Source organism: Craurococcus roseus, from assembly GCF_039523795.1.
Classification (GTDB): domain Bacteria; phylum Pseudomonadota; class Alphaproteobacteria; order Acetobacterales; family Acetobacteraceae; genus Craurococcus; species Craurococcus roseus.
In genome coordinates this window covers 68,591-85,220 of sequence record NZ_BAAAFZ010000046.1, presented here as the reverse complement: position 1 = coordinate 85,220, position 16,630 = coordinate 68,591, and the positions used below count along the sequence as shown (strand labels likewise).

General features: G+C 72.4%; 16 protein-coding genes. 9 read left to right on the top strand and 7 right to left on the bottom strand.

Annotated elements, in window-relative coordinates; all coding sequences use genetic code 11:
- Window positions 1-2: 2 nt before the first annotated feature.
- A complete protein-coding gene (locus ABD067_RS14965) occupies window positions 3-1,133 on the top strand; it encodes an endonuclease/exonuclease/phosphatase family protein (RefSeq protein ID WP_343896146.1) in 1,131 nt (376 codons plus the stop codon).
- A 16-nt stretch (window positions 1,134-1,149) separates the two neighbouring features.
- On the opposite strand, the gene ABD067_RS14960 is transcribed toward ABD067_RS14965, so the two are convergent.
- A complete protein-coding gene (locus ABD067_RS14960; RefSeq protein WP_343896145.1) occupies window positions 1,150-2,166 on the bottom strand; it encodes a Bug family tripartite tricarboxylate transporter substrate binding protein in 1,017 nt (338 codons plus the stop codon).
- Window positions 2,167-2,289: 123 nt separating this feature from the next.
- Between ABD067_RS14960 and ABD067_RS14955 the strand changes: the two genes are divergently transcribed.
- Complete coding sequence (locus tag ABD067_RS14955; protein ID WP_343896144.1) at window positions 2,290-3,255, top strand: Bug family tripartite tricarboxylate transporter substrate binding protein; 966 nt, start codon at window positions 2,290-2,292, stop codon at window positions 3,253-3,255.
- Window positions 3,256-3,278: 23 nt separating this feature from the next.
- Here the strand turns inward: ABD067_RS14955 and ABD067_RS14950 are convergent, their stop codons facing one another.
- Both ABD067_RS14950 and ABD067_RS14945 read right to left on the bottom strand, forming a co-directional pair.
- On the bottom strand, window positions 3,279-3,659 hold the full coding sequence (locus ABD067_RS14950) for a rhodanese-like domain-containing protein (RefSeq protein WP_343896143.1): 381 nt from the start codon (window positions 3,657-3,659) through the stop codon (window positions 3,279-3,281).
- A gap of 58 nt (window positions 3,660-3,717) precedes the next feature.
- Entirely contained in the window at window positions 3,718-4,212 is a 495-nt protein-coding gene (locus tag ABD067_RS14945; RefSeq protein WP_343896142.1) for a YbaK/EbsC family protein, read from the bottom strand.
- A 175-nt stretch (window positions 4,213-4,387) separates the two neighbouring features.
- On the opposite strand from ABD067_RS14945, the gene hemW reads away from it, so the two are divergent.
- The 3 genes from hemW to ABD067_RS14930 all read left to right on the top strand — a co-directional run bounded on the left by hemW (window position 4,388) and on the right by ABD067_RS14930 (window position 7,365).
- Entirely contained in the window at window positions 4,388-5,545 is a 1,158-nt protein-coding gene (gene hemW, locus ABD067_RS14940) for a radical SAM family heme chaperone HemW (RefSeq protein ID WP_343896141.1), read from the top strand.
- A 78-nt stretch (window positions 5,546-5,623) separates the two neighbouring features.
- A complete protein-coding gene (locus tag ABD067_RS14935) occupies window positions 5,624-6,739 on the top strand; it encodes a glycosyltransferase family 4 protein (RefSeq protein WP_343896140.1) in 1,116 nt (371 codons plus the stop codon).
- A 68-nt stretch (window positions 6,740-6,807) separates the two neighbouring features.
- Entirely contained in the window at window positions 6,808-7,365 is a 558-nt protein-coding gene (locus ABD067_RS14930) for a CHRD domain-containing protein (protein WP_343896139.1), read from the top strand.
- A gap of 12 nt (window positions 7,366-7,377) precedes the next feature.
- On the opposite strand, the gene ABD067_RS14925 is transcribed toward ABD067_RS14930, so the two are convergent.
- Entirely contained in the window at window positions 7,378-8,094 is a 717-nt protein-coding gene (locus tag ABD067_RS14925; RefSeq protein WP_343896138.1) for a YjbF family lipoprotein, read from the bottom strand.
- A gap of 572 nt (window positions 8,095-8,666) precedes the next feature.
- Between ABD067_RS14925 and ABD067_RS14920 the strand changes: the two genes are divergently transcribed.
- Window positions 8,667-9,632 (top strand): cytochrome-c peroxidase, encoded by a 966-nt coding sequence (locus tag ABD067_RS14920; protein ID WP_343896137.1) that lies wholly within the window; start codon window positions 8,667-8,669, stop codon window positions 9,630-9,632.
- A 212-nt stretch (window positions 9,633-9,844) separates the two neighbouring features.
- A complete protein-coding gene (locus tag ABD067_RS14915) occupies window positions 9,845-10,390 on the top strand; it encodes a DUF4142 domain-containing protein (protein WP_343896136.1) in 546 nt (181 codons plus the stop codon).
- 73 nt (window positions 10,391-10,463) lie between these two features.
- On the opposite strand, the gene ABD067_RS14910 is transcribed toward ABD067_RS14915, so the two are convergent.
- The 3 genes from ABD067_RS14910 to ABD067_RS14900 all read right to left on the bottom strand — a co-directional run bounded on the left by ABD067_RS14910 (window position 10,464) and on the right by ABD067_RS14900 (window position 14,347).
- Window positions 10,464-12,536, bottom strand: a complete 2,073-nt coding sequence (locus ABD067_RS14910) for a TRAP transporter permease (protein ID WP_343896134.1) — start codon at window positions 12,534-12,536, stop codon at window positions 10,464-10,466.
- Entirely contained in the window at window positions 12,529-13,515 is a 987-nt protein-coding gene (locus ABD067_RS14905) for a TAXI family TRAP transporter solute-binding subunit (RefSeq protein WP_343896133.1), read from the bottom strand. Before ABD067_RS14905 ends, ABD067_RS14910 begins: the two co-directional genes overlap by 8 nt.
- A gap of 118 nt (window positions 13,516-13,633) precedes the next feature.
- On the bottom strand, window positions 13,634-14,347 hold the full coding sequence (locus ABD067_RS14900) for a dienelactone hydrolase family protein (protein ID WP_343896132.1): 714 nt from the start codon (window positions 14,345-14,347) through the stop codon (window positions 13,634-13,636).
- Window positions 14,348-14,397: 50 nt separating this feature from the next.
- Here ABD067_RS14900 and ABD067_RS14895 point away from each other — a divergent pair, with 50 nt between their 5' ends.
- Both ABD067_RS14895 and ABD067_RS14890 read left to right on the top strand, forming a co-directional pair.
- Window positions 14,398-15,114, top strand: coding sequence for a DUF3047 domain-containing protein (locus ABD067_RS14895; RefSeq protein ID WP_343896131.1), 717 nt, complete (start codon window positions 14,398-14,400; stop codon window positions 15,112-15,114).
- A 61-nt stretch (window positions 15,115-15,175) separates the two neighbouring features.
- Window positions 15,176-16,627, top strand: coding sequence for an MFS transporter (locus ABD067_RS14890; protein ID WP_343896130.1), 1,452 nt, complete (start codon window positions 15,176-15,178; stop codon window positions 16,625-16,627).
- Window positions 16,628-16,630: the final 3 nt, after the last annotated feature.

Genomic DNA, 16,630 nt, shown 5'->3' with positions numbered 1-16,630 from the left:
CCATGCGCCTTGCGAGCTTCAACGTCGAGAACCTGTTCTCCCGCGCCAAGGCCTTCGACGCGGAGGACGGCGCGGCGGCCCGCAAGGCGCTCGAAGCCTTTGCGGCCCTCAACGCGCTGATCGCCGAGGCCGAGTACGGCGAAGCCGACAAGGACCGGATGCACGGGCTCTTGGAGACGCTCGGGCTGGAGCGGTCCGACGACGGCGAGTTCGTCCGGCTGCGGCAGAACCGCGGCGAGTTCCTGGTGCGGCGCCGGAGCGGCGTGCTGGACATCGTGGCGCGCGGCCGCGGCGACTGGACCGGCTGGCTGGAGCTGGAGCGCGAGCCGGTGGACGACACCGCCATGCGCATGACGGCGCGGGTCGTGCGCGACGTCGGCGCCGACGTGTTCGGCATCGTGGAGGCGGAGAACCGCCCGGCGTTGAAGGGCTTCTCCGACACCATCCTGCCGTTGGCGGACGGCGAGCCCTATGCGCAGGTGATGCTGATCGACGGCAACGACCCGCGCGGCATCGACTGCGCGCTGATGACGCGGGCAGGCTTCCCCATAGCCTCCATGCTCTCGCACGTGGACGACACGGACGACGCCGGCCTCGTCTTCAGCCGCGACTGCCCGGAGTACCGCTTGGACACGCGCGGGGGCCGGCTCGTGGTGCTGGTGAACCACTTCAAAAGCAAGTCCGGCGGGAGCCAAGCCTCCTCGGACCGGAAACGGCGGCGGCAGGCGGCGGCCGTGGCGCGCATCTACGGCCGGCTGCGCGAGGCGGGGAACGGGTTGGTGGCGGTGGTGGGCGACCTGAACGACACGCCGCCGGAGAACGCGGACGACCCGCTCGCGCCGCTGCTGCGCGACACCGACCTCGCCGACATCTCGGAGCTGGATGGCCACGACGACGGCGGGCATCCCGGCACCTACGGCGGCTCCACCGCGTCCAACAAGATCGACTACATCCTGCTCTCGCCGGCGCTCCGCGAGCGCGCCGGCGCGTCGGGCGTGTTCCGCCGCGGCATGTGGCCGGGCGTGCGGCCGGTGAAGTGGGAGACCTATCCGGAGGTGGACCCCCGGCAAGGCGGAGAGAAGCGCCACGCGGCCTCGGACCACGCGGCGCTCTGGGTGGACCTCGACCTCTGAGCCCCCCGTCCCGCCGCTAGCTGTCGGCGCGGATGTTGTTGGCCTTCACCACCTCGCCCCAGCGCGCGTGGTCGCGGCGCATGGTTTCGCCCAACGCTTCCGCGGTGCCGCCGCCGGGCTCGTCGCCCTGGTCGGTGATGCGCTTGCGCACGGTCTCGTCCTGGAGCGCCTGGTTCAGCGAAGCGTTCAGCTTCTGCACGATCTCGGGCGGCAGGCCGGGCGGGCCGAACAGGCCGATCCAGGCGGTGAACACGAAGTCCCGCAAGCCCATCTCGGCCGCCGTCGGGATGTCGGGGAAGGCCGGGATGCGCTTCTCGCCGGTCGAGAGGAAGCCGCGGAGCTGGCCCGCCTTGACGAAGGGCGCGACCACGGAAGCGCCGTCGAACATCGCGGAGAAGCGGCCGGCGATGAAGTCCTGCATGGCGGGGCCGCTGCCGCGGTAGGGGACGTGCTCCATCGGCGGGTTGCCGGCGCGGTTCCTGAACATCTCCATCGCCACGTGGGAGAGGCTGCCGGCGCTGGCCGAGCCGTAGTCCGGCCCGCCCCTGCCCTGCTTCTTCGCCCATTCGACGAACTCCGGCACCGTCTTCGCCGGCACGGAGGGGTGGAGGCAGAGGATCAGCGAGGATTGCAGCATCATCCCGATCGGCGTGAGCTTCAGCGGGTCGATGGTCATGTTCTGGAAGGTGTGCGGGTTGATGGTGAGCGGGTTGGCGTTGCCGGCGAGCAGCGTGTAGCCGTCCGGCCGGGCGCGCAGCACCGCGTCGGTGCCGAGGTTGCCGCCGGCGCCGCCCTTGTTGTCCACCACCACCGTCTGCCCGAGCGCTTGGCCGAGCCCCGGCGCGACGATGCGCGCGGCGAAGTCGGTCTGCCCGCCCGGCGGGAAGCCCACCACCATGTTGACCGGGCGCGTCGGGTACTGCTGGCCCTGGGCGCGCAGGATGCCGGGGGCGGCGAGGCCCGCAGCGGCGGCGGCCACGGTGCCGAGGGCGGCGCGGCGGCCCAGGGAGCCTGGTGTGGTCGGATTGCTCATCGTCGCACTTCCTCCTCTTGCGGGACGGGGCCGCCAACGCGCGAGAACCCGTTCGGTGCCCGCATCTTCCCTCCCGTGCCCGCCGGGGGCAACGTCGGGCGCAACGACGGACGGGAGGGCGACATGACCATCAACCGACGCGCGGCCTTGGCCGCGCCCTTTGTGCTCGCGGCGGGCCGCAGCGACGCCGGCGCCCAAACGGCGGCGTTCCCGAACCGGGCGGTGCGGATCATCGTGCCCTACACGCCGGGCGGCGTGTCCGACATCACCGCGCGCCTTATCGCCGAGCCGCTCGCCGCGGCCTGGGGCCAGCCGGTGCCGGTGGAGAACCGCGCCGGGGCGGACGGCGTGATCGGCACGGAGGCGATCGCCAAGAGCCCTCCCGACGGGCACGTCCTCGGCCTCGTCTCGGTCGGGCATCCGGTGAACGCCGCGTTCTACCGCCTGCCCTTCGACACTATGCGCGACTTCTCCTTCGTCACGCAGACCACCTCGACGCCGCTGGTGCTCTGCGCCGCGAAGGGTTTCGCGGCCTCCACGCCGGCCGAGCTGGTGGCGCACGCAAAGCGCAACCCGGGCGTGACCTTCGCCGGCACCAGCGGCGTGGTGCGGCTGGCGCCCGTGCTCTTCGCCCAGCGCGCGGGGGTGGAGATGACCTACGTGCCTTACCGCGGCAGCACCCAGGCCCACCCGGACCTGATGGCCGGACGCGTGGACGTCATGTTCGACACCGTGCCGGCGGCGCTGCCGCACCTCCAATCGGGCGCGCTGAAGGCGCTGGCGACCACGGGCGCCAAGCGGGCGCCGCAACTGCCGGACACGCCGACGGTCGCCGAAGCCTTCATGCCGGATTTCGAGGCTTCGACCTGGGGCATGGTGATCGCGCCCGCGAACCTGCCGGCGCCGGTGCTGGCGAAGCTCAACGCGGATTGCGCGGCGGCGCTGAGGCGCCCCGAGGTCGTGGAGCGCCACCGCACGCTCGGCGCCGAGGTGGTGACGAGCGCGCCGGGAGAAGCGCGGCGCTTTTGCGAGGCGGAGATGCGGAAGTGGGGGGACGCCGCGCGCAAGGCCGGTATCCAGCCCCAGTGACCCAACCCCAGTGACGGCGGCGCTCAGCCCTTCTCGGCTTCGCCGCCCGCCTCCACCCAATCCTGGAACCGGGCGAGGTTCTTGACGTCCCCGTAGCCCAACTCCTGCAGGGTCTTACCGGCGAGCGCGGCGCGGCCGCCGGAGGCGCAGTAGAGCACCACGGTCTTCGCGCCGGTCAGCGCGGGGTCCGGCGTCGCGGCTTCGCGGTCGGCGCGGAACTCCAGCAGGCCGCGCGGGATGGCGAGCGCGCCGGGCACCTTGCCGGAGGCGGCGATCTCCGCCGGCTCGCGCAGGTCCACGAACACCACGCCGGGCTTGCCGAGCATCGCCTTGGCTTCGGCGCCGGAGATGCGGGGCACCGTGGCGTCGGCCTCGGCGACCATATCCTTCGACGTCTTGGGCATCGCGGTCCCTCCTCTTCCTTTCAGGGCCGCCCTTTCTACGCCGCCGAAGCCGGCGCCGTCAGCCCTCCCGCACCACCGCCCAGGCGCCGCCGCTGATGCGCAGCAGCTCGTCGGGCGTGGTGGCGAAGACGTGGGTGGGCGATCCCGCCGCCGCCCAGAGGCTGTCGAAGGCGGCGAGGTCGCGGTCCACCAGCACCACGGGCGGCGCGAGATGGCCGAGGGGCGCGACGCCGCCGATGGCGAAGCCCGTCGCCTCCCGGACCCAGGCGGCGTCGGCCCGGCGCAGCGCCATGCGGCCGGCGCAGGCGGCCTTGGCCGGGTTCACCCGGTTGGCGCCGCTCGCCACCACCAGCACCGCGCGGTCCCGCGACGGGTCGGCGGGGTCCGGCACGCCGCGGAACACGATCGACTTGGCGATCTGCGCCACGGCGCAGCCGACGGCTGCGGCCGCTTCGACCGCGGAGCGCGTGCCTTCCGGGAAGGCCCGGATGGTGTCGGGGTGGCCCGCGGCCAACAGCGCCGCGCGCACCCGCTCGACGGATGTGCCGCTCACGCGGATTCTCCGCAAAGTTGCAATGCGGGTTCCTTTGTGTGCCGGATGCAGCCGCCGCGGGTGTCACGCCGTCGCGAGACAACGCGGGAAAAGCGGCATCCGCAGGGCGCGATCCGGTTCTCCGCCTCGCGTGTCACCGTATAGGGCGGCGTCCACAGGACCTATATCCCAGGCCATGGAACCGCTCGCCCTCTACGTCCACTGGCCTTTCTGCCTGTCCAAGTGCCCCTATTGCGACTTCAACAGCCACGTGCGGGAACGCGTGGACCACGGGCGTTGGCGCGAGGCCTTGCGGCGCGAGCTGCGGCGCGAGGCGGGGCGCGCGGGGCGGCGGCCGCTGGCCTCGGTCTTCTTCGGCGGCGGCACGCCCAGCCTGATGGAGCCGGAGACCGCCGCGGCGCTGGTGGCGGAGGCGCGGGCGCTGTTCGACGCCGCAGGCGACCTGGAAGTGACTCTGGAGGCCAACCCGACCAGCGTTGAGCGCGGCCGGCTGGCGGCGTTCCGGGAGGCCGGGGTGAACCGCCTGTCGCTCGGGGTGCAGTCGCTCGACGCGGAGGCGCTGCGCTTCCTCGGCCGGCGGCACGACGCGGCGGAGGCGGTGGCGGCGTTGGAGGCGGCGCGGGCGCTGTTCCCGCGCTTGTCCTTCGACCTGATCTACGCCCGGCCCGGCCAAGCCGAGGCGGCGTGGCGGGACGAATTGCGTCGCGCGCTGGCGTTGGCGGCGGACCACCTCTCGCTCTACCAGCTCACGGTCGAACCGGGCACGCGCTTCGCCACCGAGCACGCGCGCGGCGCCTTCGCCTTGCCGGACGGCGACGCGGCGGCCCGGCTTTACGAGGCCACCGCGGAGGAAGCGGGGCGGTTCGGGTTGCTGCCCTACGAGGTGTCGAACTATGCGCGGCCGGGGGCGGAGAGCCGGCACAACCTGCAATACTGGCGCTACGGCGATTACCTCGGCATCGGCCCGGGCGCGCACCAGCGGCTCATGGTCGAGGACGTCGGACTGCTCGCGTCGCGGCGGCACCGCGCGCCGGAGGCGTGGTTGGCGCGGGTGGAGCGCGACGGGCACGCGGTGACGGACGAGGAGGCGCTGGCGCCGCCGGAGCGGATGCGCGAGGCCCTCTTGATGGGGCTACGGCTGGCGGAAGGCGTGGACACGGCGCGCTTGGAAGCGCGCTGCGCCATGCCTTTCGGCGACGCGATGGACCCGGCCATGCTCCGCGCCTGCGAGGAAGAAGGCTACCTCGAATGGGCGCCCGGCGGCGGGCGCCTCCGCGCCACGGCGGCAGGCCGGTTGCGGTTGGACGCGATGCTGCCGGTGCTGCTCCGGTAACCGGGCGCCATCGCCGCCGCCGCGCGGGGAACGTTCCGCCTTGCCGCGCGCCCGGGGTTCGGCCACACCCGCGGCCGGATGACCTTCCCCGCCTTCCTCCAGCACATGGGTTTCGCCCTGGCCCTCGCCGCGCTGTCGGCGGCGGCGGTGCGGGCCATGATCGCTTGGCCGATCCTCGACCACCCGAACGCCCGGAGCGCGCACGCGCACCCCACGCCGCGGGGCGGCGGCGTCGGCGTGGTGCTCGCCTTCCTCGCGGGGATGCTGGCGCTCTACCGGGCCGCGGATTTCGCCCGCATCGCGGACGAGCAATTCCTGGGCGTGATCGGCGCCGCGGCGGCGATCGCGGGCGTCGCGCTGGTGGACGACGCGCGGCCCTTGTCAGCCCGGCTGCGCTTCGCCGCGCAGCTCGCCGCGGCGCTGGTGGCATTGGGCAGCGGGCTGGTGCTGACGCGGCTCGCGCTGCCCTGGGTCGGCGTGGTGGACCTCGGGCTCGCGGGACCGGCGCTGACGCTGTTCTGGATACTGGGCTGCACCAACGCGGTGAACTTCATGGACGGTCTGGACGGGCTGGTTGGCGGCACGGCGCTGGTCGCCTCCGCCGCGCTGGCCGCCGTCGCCGCGTCCCAGGAGGCGTGGTTCCTGTACGCGGCGGCGCTGTTTCTCGCGGCCGGCTTCGCGGGCTTCCTGCCGTTCAACCTCCACCCGGCGCGTATCTTCATGGGCGACGTGGGCAGCCAGTTCGCGGGCTTCGTGCTCGCGGTGCTGGCCGTGGCGGCGTCGCGGCTGGACGCGTCGCAGGTGAGCTTCCTGCTCGTGCCGCTGCTGCTGTTCGGCCTCTTGTTCGACGCCGGCTTCACCCTGATCCGCCGCGCGCTGATGGGTGAGCGGCTGGGCGAGGCGCACCGGACCCACCTTTACCAGATGGCGCAGCGCGCCGGGGTGGGCACGCGGGCGGTGGCCGCGGCGCATTGGGGCTTCGCGCTGTTCCACGCCGGGCTGGCGTGGCTGTTCCTGCACCTGGCGTCCTGGGCGAAGCCCTTGGCCGTGCTGCCGGCGCTGCTGGTGCAGCTCCTTTGGCTGCTGTTCGTCGCGCGGCGGGCACGGCGGGCGGGGCTCGGCTGGCGGTCGGGCGGCGGCGGTTCGGTGCTGGTTCGGTCCGATGCTGGACACGCCCGGGAGAAGGGGGCGTGATGGCCCCGGCTGGAACCTCCGCGGTGCCAACGGCGGCGGGCCGGCTCCGGACACGGGAGGAAAAGCCGATGGCGGACGAATTCACCCTGACCTTCACCGGGGACCAAGAGGTCCCGCCCAACGGCACCGCAGCGAGCGGCTCGGGTACCGTGTCCTGGGACGGCCACGCCAAGACGGCGGCTTACGAGTTCACCGTAAGCGGCGTGGACTTCGGGCCAGTGCTCGGCCTGGACCCGCAAACGGAAACGACGGCCGACGACGTGACGATCATGCACGTCCACAACGCGCCCCGCGGCGCGAACGGGCCGGTGGTCTTCGGACAAATCGGCCCGGCGCAGGACGGCGACGACCTGGACATCGTGCTGAACGACGACGGCTCCTGGACGGTCAGCGGCGTTTGGGAGGCGACCGACCCGGCCAACGTCTCGATCGAGGAGTTCGCCGACACGCTGGACTCGGCCTTCGCCGGGTTGGAGGTGCCGCTCTACTCCAACGTCCACACCACGACCTTCCCGGGCGGCGAACTCCGCGCGCAGTGGACGGCGGCGCCCGGCGAGGTGGACTGGGACGCGGTGGCGGCGCGGGTGCTGGCCAACTTCGAGGCGACGGGGCAGTGGTTCTTCTGACGCCGTAGGGGGTCAGGGGCGCGCGGCGGCGGCCGGCGCTTCCCCGGCCGCCGGTGGCAGGAACTCCACCGTCATCGGCGGCATGTTGGGGCCGATCCACTGCTCGCCGCGCAGCACGGCGCCGGTCGCGGCCTCCGACCAGAAGCGGTTGGTGTGGGCGCCGCCCCCGGCCCCGCCGGCGCGGCAGCGTTCCTCCACCACCAGCACCGCGGGGTCCTCCGCGAGCAGCTCGGAGCGGAGGCGGCAGCGGACGGGGATGCCGAAGCGCATCCCTTGCGGTTGGCGGTCGGAGCGCATCAGGTCCACCAAGCGGCGGGTCTCGGCCGGGCGGTCCAGCAGCTCGACGGGGTTGGAAAGCGGGTCCGGGCCGTCGAAGCGGGTGGCGACCAGCACCTCGCGCAAGCCGGAGGTGGCCACCACCCGGCCGCCGTCGGTGGCGACGACGATGCCGGCGCCGGCCCGCCACAAGCGCCGGTCGCCCTGCTCGGACACCAGCACGGCTTGAGCGGTTCGGCCGCCGACGCGGAGGCGGAGCGCCGGGCCGTCGGTTTCGGACAAACCTTCGGTGGCGGCCTCGGCCGGAATGGGATCTCCGGCCGGCAGGCGGTGCGACAGGCCAGCCCAGGCGGAGCGGAGGGGCGTGTCGCCGCACCCGCATAACGACAAGAACAGCAGGAACCAAGCGCGCATAGGTGGAGAATAGCGCCCCGGGCCGGCCGGGGCGAGCACCGCCTCGCCTCGTTGCCATCCCGCTGCCTCACCGAGAGGCGCATGGCCTGTTCGAACGAAGGACGTGGACGGGCCATTGGCTCCCGCAGTGTACCGCTCCCGTTCGACGAAGAAGGGCTTTACGCCTGGATGGCGCTGTGCCGCTCGGTGGCGGCACCGGGCCCGAGCGCTATTTGTGCGATATCGTATCAAACTCGCGAAAACGTTCTCCTTCGTCCATTTACGGTTGTTTGATCCAAAATTATATCAACTTTGAGAGGAAAATTGAATGCCGGTTTAGCAACTCGGAGGATCGTATGCCCCGGTTTCGTAGAGGCCGAACCGCGGCGCCGGTCGATGCCTTGCTGCGGAAAAAGCCGGAAAAGCCGCGCGCGATCGGCGGCAACCTTGAGGTTCCCACCGCGGCGACGGGAGCCGGCGGGACCAGGACGGCGGACCCGGGGACCGGAACTGCCGGGCGCGGCGGGACGGCCGGGGAGCCGACGGCCAGAAGAGCGTCCGCGACCGTCGTCGTCACCACCTTCGCCATGCTCGCGGCTTCGGTCGTGCTCGCCTGGGACGGCGTGGCGCCGATGGCTGACGAAGAACTGCGAGAAGCGGCGAACGGTCTGTTCGGGGCCGTTTCGGCGGCGCCAGACGACGAGATCGACGCGCCGCAGGCCCGCCTCGGCCGCGCGCTGTTCTGGGACGCGCGCCTTTCGGCCAACGGGCAGGTCGCTTGCGCGAGTTGCCACACCTGGGCCGACTGGGGTTCGGACAGCCGGCCGAAGTCCGTCGATGCCAGGGGACGCCAAGGCGGGCGGCAGTCCCAAAGCGTGTTCAACGCCATGGGTGCGTCCGGCCTGCGCTGGCTCGGCGACCGCGCCTCGGGCGCCGCCCAGGCCGAAGGGTCCATCACCGGCTCAATGGGCTTCGCCGCCCGCGACGCCATCGCCCCGGTGCTGGAGCGGCACGGCCACGAGGCGATGTTCCGCGTCGCCTTCCCGGACCAAGCCGATCCTGTCACCCCGGCCAATTACGGCGTCGCCTTGCAAGCCTACCAAGCCACGCTGCGCACGCCCGCGCCCTTCGACCGCTGGCTCGCGGGCGAGGACGGCGCCCTGGACGAACGCCAGGTGCGCGGCCTGCGTCGCTTCGTCGAGGCCGGCTGCGCCGGCTGCCACGACGGCCCCCTCCTCGGCGGGCGGACGAAGCAGCGCTTCGGCATCGCCGAGGATTACTGGAAGCACACGGGTTCGGCGGACATCGACTCCGGGCTCATGGCGCTGACGAAGCGGGAGGAGGACCGGTTCGTCTTCCGGGTGCCCAGCTTGCGCAACGCCGCCAAGACCCAACCGTACTTCCACGACGGCTCGGTGCCGGAGTTGCGGCGCGCGACCCAGATCATGGCCCGGGTGCAGCTCGGCCGCGACCTCGGCGAAGCGGCGCTGGACGAGTTGGTCGCCTTCCAGGAGTCGCTGACGGGCCGGGTTCCGGACCACTTCTCCCCACCCCCGGACCTCCCCTCCGAGCCGCCGCTGATCGCGGGGCGTCGGTGAACGGAACCGCGGGTAGCGGGAACGGACCCGGCCGGTGAGGCCGCGCGGCCTCGCCCGTGTCCCCCAAGGCCCGCGCCGACGCGCCGAACGACGCATCCGGCTCGAACTGGTGCCGGGGGCGGGCCGGTGTTAGACCCTCCCCTACGGTGGCCGTGTCCGGTAGCGGAGGACTCCCGAGGGCTCCTGCCGGCACGCGACGACGGAGGAACACGATGAACCGGGTTTTCTGGGGCGCGGCTTTCGCCCTCGTCTTTGCGGCCGGTTGCGCGCAGACGCAGAGGGCGGCCGACACCACGCTCGCCGCGGCGAAAGCGCAGGTGAACCCCACTCTGTCCACCACCGACGCCACCTTCATGACCACGGCCGCGCGCGGCGGCTTGGCGGAGGTCCAGATGGGCCAGCTCGCCCAGCGGAACGGCCGGTCCGAGGCGGTGAAGCGCTTCGGCCGCCACATGGTCGAGCACCACGGCCGATCGAACCAGGAGATGGCGGCGCTGGCGCAGCAGAAGCAGATCACGCCGCCGGGCACGATGGGCGCCGAGCAGCAGCGGATCTACGACGACCTTTCCAAGCTGCGCGGCGGCGCCTTCGACCGCGCCTACGCCCAGGCCATGGTCCAGGACCACCAGGAGGATCTGCGCCTGTACCAGGAAGAGGCGGCGAACGGCACCGACCCCGACGTGAAGGCGTTCGCCGCGCGCCACGTGCCGCTCTTGCAAGAACACCTGCGCATGGCGCAGCGGCTGCCCCGGCGCTAGCCAGCGACCGGCTTGGGTGCAAGCACCCGGGGCGTGGGGCGCCGGCCCGACCGCGGTCGGGCCGGAACGGGGCCTAGGCGGCGGCCCGCACACCCCCTGCCCCCTCGCGCCGCCAATGCAGCAGGAACAGCAGGGCGCCCAACCCCAGCCCGACCAGGTGCGGCGCCGGCACGGCGCCGCCGGAGGCCGCTTCGACCAGCGCCGGGAACACCATCAGCAACCCCGCCGCGACGAAGCCCGCGCGCTCCCAGCCCCGCATCGGCCCGCGCGCGAAGCCCTGGCAGGCGGCGGCCAACAGCGCCAAGCCGCCGGTGGCGAGCGCGATCTGCCATGCGACGTCCAGCCAACCCATGCCCGGCTTGAAGGCCAGCAGCAGCCCGACCCCGTCCGGGTCGGTGACGAAGACGAAGGGCAGCACGAAGGCCGGCAGGGTGTACTTCCACGCCTTGAGCGTGGTGCGGTACGGCCCGGCGCCAGTGATGGCGGCAGCGGCGAAGGGGCTCAGCGCGGTGGGCGGCGAGACCTCGGACAGCACGGCGTAGTAGAAGACGAACATGTGCGCCGCGTAGTCCGGCACGCCGAGCTTGATCAGCGCCGGCGCGGCCACCACGGCGCAGATGATGTAGGAGGCCGTGACCGGCACGGCCAACCCCACCACCCAGACGATCAGCGCGGTGTAGAGCGCGGTGACCACGAGGTCGCCGCCGGCGGCCTGGATGGCGATGTCGCTGAACTTCAGGCCGAGGCCCGTCAGCGTGATGACGCCCACGATGACGCCGGCGCAGGCGCAGGTCGCGGCGATGCCCACCGCCTGCACCGCGCCGGAGGCCAGCGCGCCGAGCAGCTTGCGGGGCCAGAGCGCGCTCTCGGGGCGCAGGAAGGAGAGCAGCACGGCGACGCCCATGGCGTAGAGCACGGACATGGTGGGCGAGTAGCCCAGCACCATGAACACCACGATCGCCAACAGGGACGAGAAGTGGAACCAATAGCGGCGGGCGAGCGCGCCGGCGCCTTCGGTCCGCACCGCCTCCACATCCTTGCCGGCGGCGCCGATGCGGCGCTGGTCCAGCTCCACCATGAAGAGGAGCGAGGCGTAGTAGAGCACCGTCGGCACGATCGCCATGCGGAGCACTTCGAGGTAGCCGATCTTGAGGTACTCGGCGATCAGGAAGGCCGCCGCGCCCAGCACGGGCGGCGAGATGATGGCGCCCAGTCCCCCGGCCGCGAGAAGGCCGCCGGCGTCGTCCGGCCTGTAGCCGACGCGGCGCATCATCGGCCAGGCCACGGTGCCCAGCGTGACGGTGGTGGCGACGCCGGAGCCCGAAGGGCCGCCGAGCAGGAAGGAGGAGAGCACCACCGTTCGGCCCGCGCTGGTGGCGCGGCCGCCCGTCAGCGCGAAGGAGAAGTCCACGAAGAACTTGCCGGCGCCGCTGGTTTGCAGGATGGCGCCGTAGATGGTGAACAGGATGATGAGGCTGGCCGACACGTCGACCGCGGTGCCGAAGATGCCGTCGAGCGTGATGGTGAGGTGCGGGATCAGCCGTTCGGTGGTGTAGCCCTGGTGCTGCCAGGGCGCGGGCAGGAGGTTGCCGAAGAAGCCGTAGAGCAGGAACAGGCCGGCCACGACCGGCATCACCGGGCCGGTGGCGCGGCGCGTGACCTCCAGCACCAATAGCAGCAGCACCCATCCGATGGCGAGGTCTTGCCACTCGGGGAAGACGTAGCGGTCGATCAGCGGCTCGACGCCGAGCATGTCGCCGCCGAACAGCATGTACCAGGTGACGACCAGGGAAGCCGCGATCAGCAGCCAATCCCAGGGCATCAGCCGGTGGCGGAAGCGCCGCGCCACCGGGAACAGCAGGAAGCCGAGCGCCAGGGCGAAGCCGACGTGGACGAAGCGGAGCGTGGTGGTGGGCACGATATCCCACGCAGCCCAGAGGTGGAACAGCGCCATCGCCAGGGCGAGGCCGCTCGCCGCCCAGCCCAGCGCGCCGGAAAAGCGGTTCTGCGCGCCTTCCTCTTCCTCGATCAGCTTCTCGAGGCGGGCCGCCGTCGCCTCGTCGAGCGCGCCGGGCGCGACCTCCGGCGGCAGCGGGCCGCCAGGGGGGCCGCCGCGGGCGGTGGCGGCGGCGGCCGCCTCAGGCAAGTTGGGCGCCCTGGGCCTTCCAGAACGCCTCGGCGGCCGGGTGCCAGGGCACGCCGGCAGCGCTGCTCTTCTGCCGCTCCAGGGTGAAGCCGCGGGCCTCGGAATGGACCTGGGCGAGTTCGTCGCGGCCCTTCCAGGCCACTTCCAGGATCTGCGTGACCTGCTCGTTCGGCATGGTGTCCAGCACGGCGAGGATGTTGGCGACGGACATCTGCTTGTTGTCCGTGGTCTGCCCCGGGTAGGTCCCGGCTGGGATGACCTCGGGGAAGTAAACCGGGCCGTGCTTCTCGACTATCTGGGGCACGAACTCGGCGTGGTCCACCAAGCGGAGCTGGATGCCGGGGCTGGCGCCGAGGTCGGTGATGGCGCTGGTGGGGACGCCGGAGACGAAGAAGTAGGCGTCGAGCTTGCCGTCCTTGATGGCGTTGGTGCTCTCGGCCGGCGACAGGCGCTCGCGGGCGCGGAAGTCCTTGGCGGGGTCCAGGCCGGCGCCTTCGATCAGGCGGAGCGCCATCAGTTCCGTGGCGGAGCCGGGAGCGCCGGTGGAGATGCGCTTGCCCTTCATGTCGGCCATGGAGGCGATGCCGGTGGCGGCGGTGGTCACCACCTGCATCCGGTTGGTGTAGAGCACGGCGACGGCGCGCACGTTCACCGGCCGGCCGCGGAAGCGCTCGACGCCACGAACCGCGTCCACGCTGGCGTCTACCTGGGTGAAGATCATGCCGACGCGGCCGGCGCCGAGGAGCTGGTTGTTGGCGACGGAGCCGCCCGTCACCTCCACCGTGGCGGACAGGCCGGGGATGGAGCGGGACAGGATGTTCGCGAGGCCGCCGCCGAGGGGGTAATAGACGCCTCCGGTGGTGCCGGTGGCGATGGCGAGCTGCGTCGCGCCTTGGGCGCGGGCGAAGCCGGACAACGCGGGCGCGGCGAGGGCTGCCGCGCCAAAGGTCAGGGCGGCGCGGCGGGTCGGGCCGGGCATGGACGTCCTCCTGGGGCGATTATTCGTTTCGGCTGGCACAGATAGCGGCGGCCGCGCACGGGCGGAAGACCCCCGCCGCCGCACGAGGGCTTGTGCGACGGCGGGCCCGCGTTCCGGTTCAGCCGAGCACGCGCGACAGCAGCTCCGCCGAGCGGCCGTCGGCGATGGTGGCGGCGCGGGCGTCGTAGGAGTGGCCGCCGCGGCGGGAGAAGGCGTGATCGGCCCAGGGATAGACGTGGCATTCGACCTTGGCGTTGCCGCGCAGGCCCTCCACGATCTTCTTCTGCGCTTCCGGCGGCACGAACTTGTCCTTGCCGGCGATGTGCAGCATCAGCGGGTTCTTGATGTTGCCGGCCTCGCCCAAGAGGCCGTCGAGGCCGACGCCGTAGTAGCTGATGTTGCAATCCGAGTCCGAGCGCGCGGCCATCATGTAGGCGAGCCGGCCGCCGAGGCAGAAGCCCATGGTGGCGACCTTGCCGTTGGCGCCTTCCATCTTGCGCGCGGCGTCCACCGTCGCCTGGAGGTCTTGCACGGCCTTGTCCTGGTCCATGCCGTTCATGAACGCGAAGGCTTGGTCCCACTCGGATTGGCCCTTGTCGGGGTCGAGGTCCACGCCCGGCTTCTGGCGCCAGAACAGGTCGGGTGCGACGGCGACGAAGCCCATCTCGGCGACCCAATCGGACAAGGCGCGCATGGCGCCGTTCACGCCGAAGATCTCCTGGATCATCACCACCGCGCCAGCGGGGCCGCCGGACGGCGTGGCCTTGGGCTTGGCGACGTAGGCGGCGAAATCGCCGGCGCCGTCGCGTGCGGCGATCCTCGTTTCGGGCATGTCGTCCCCCTCTCCTTGTCGTCGGTCCTGGGCGGGACATCTAGACCGGGATGCCCAGGCTCGCCACCGCCGCGCCCGGCGCCGCGGCGCTCCTGCTCCTGGCCGCCCCGCCGGCCGCGTGGGCGACCAGCGGCGGCGTTCGGCCCGCAGCCGGGTCGTTGGAGGCGGCCGGTTGGCACCACGCCGAATGGCCGGGCCTGCCGCCGGCCCGGTTCAGGTCCTTGCCCGGCGGCGGCGTTTCCGTGCAGGGCGAGGGGCAGGCGAGCTTCGTGTGGCGGCGGGTGGAGGGTCCGCCGGTGTGCTTGTCCTGGCGCTGGCGCGTGGACGTCGGGCCGCCGCCGACCGACCTCACCCGCCGGGGCGGCGACGACAAGGCGCTGTCGATCGCGGTCGGCTTCGCCGGCTGGCCACCGGACGCGAGCGTCTGGCAGCGCACGCAGCACCGCTTGGCGCAGGCGCGCGTGGGCAACGGCCGCACGTTGCCGCGTAGCGTGCTGATGTACGTTTGGGGCGGCACCGGGCGGGAGCCGGCCTTCTTCGCCACGCCTTATCTGGCGGGCCTCGGCCGGATGCGGGTGCTGCGCCCGGCCGACGCGCCGCGCGGCCGCTGGTTCCCGGAGCGGGTGGACCTCGCCGCCGACTGGCGCGCGGCCTTCGGCGGCGAGCCGCCCCCGGTGGAGGAGATCGCGGTCGGAACGGACGTGGACGACACCGCCAGCCGGGTGGACGCGGCGGTGGAAGCGCCCGCCCTGGCGCCCTGCGGCTGAGGGGAACACCTTCTTCTCTGGCGGCGTTCACCCCTCGGCAGGGGGGAAAGGAACAGCCCGCATGAGAGACACTCCGGGAGCCGCGGACGGCGGTCAGTTCGAAACCGACGTGCCGGCGCGGCTGGACCGCCTGCCCTGGAGCGGGTTCCACTGGCGGGTGGTGACGGCCCTCGGCATCACCTGGGTGCTGGACGGGTTGGAGGTGACGCTGGTGGGCAGCCTCGCCCCGGCGATCCACGAGAGCCTCGGCCTCAGCGAGACGCAGATCGGCCTCGCGGCGTCGGCCTACCTGATCGGCGCCGTGGTGGGCGCGGTGGGCTTCGGCTGGATGGCCGACCGCATCGGGCGGTCCAAGCTCTTCTTCATCACCCTGACCGTCTACATGCTGGCCAGCATCGCCAGCGGGTTCTCGTGGGACTTCTGGTCATTCGCCTTCTTCCGCGCGCTGACGGGCGCGGGGATCGGCGGCGAGTACGCGGCGGTGAACTCGGCGATCCAGGAGCTGATCCCGGCACGCAAGCGCGGCACCACGGACCTCGCGGTGAACGGTACCTTCTGGGGCGGCGCGGCGCTGGGCTCGATCATCGCGCTGGTGGTGCTCAACCCCGCCGTGGTGGACCCGAACCTCGGCTGGCGCGTGGCCTTCGTGGTGGGCGGCGCGCTGTGCGTCGTCGTGCTGTTCCTGCGCCGCTTCCTGCCCGAGAGCCCCCGCTGGCTGATGATCAAGGGCCGCAACGACGAGGCGGAGGAGATCGTCGGCGGCATCGAGCGCGAGGTCGCGGCGCAGCACGGGGGCAAGCTCCCGCCCTTGCAATACGGGCCGGTGCGCTTCCGCCGGCGCGGCCACACCCAGATCGCGGAGGTGTGGCGGACCATGATCGGCACGCACAAGCAGCGCACGGTGCTCGGCCTGACGCTGATGTCGTGCCAGGCCTTCTGCTACAACGCGCTCGGCTTCACCTACGCGCTGGTGCTTACCAAGTTCTACGGCATCCCGTCGGGGAGCGTCGGTTGGTACATGCTGCCCTTCGCGCTCGGCAACCTGGCCGGGCCGCTGATCCTCGGGCCGTTCTTCGACAGCATAGGCCGGCGGCCGATGATCACGGCCACCTACGCCATCTCCGGCGTGCTGATGGCGTTCACGGGCTGGGCCTTCGTGGAGGGCTGGCTGTCCGCGTGGCAGCAGACGATGGCTTGGACGGTCATCTTCTTCTTCGCCTCCGCTGCCGCCTCCGCCGCGTACCTGACGGTGGGCGAGAGCTTCCCGCTGGAGATGCGGGCCATGGCCATCGCGCTGTTCTTCGCCATCGGCACGCTGGTGGGCGGCGTGTCCGGCCCGACCATCTTCGGCGCGCTGATCGAGACCGGGAACCGGGAGGCGATCATGTGGGGCTACATGGCCGCGGCCGCCCTGATGCTGGTGGCGGCGGCGACGGAATGGAAGATCGGCTTCGCGGCCGAGGGCAAGCCGTTGGAGGAGGTGGCGGCACCGCTGTCGGCCGTGGCGCGCTGAGCG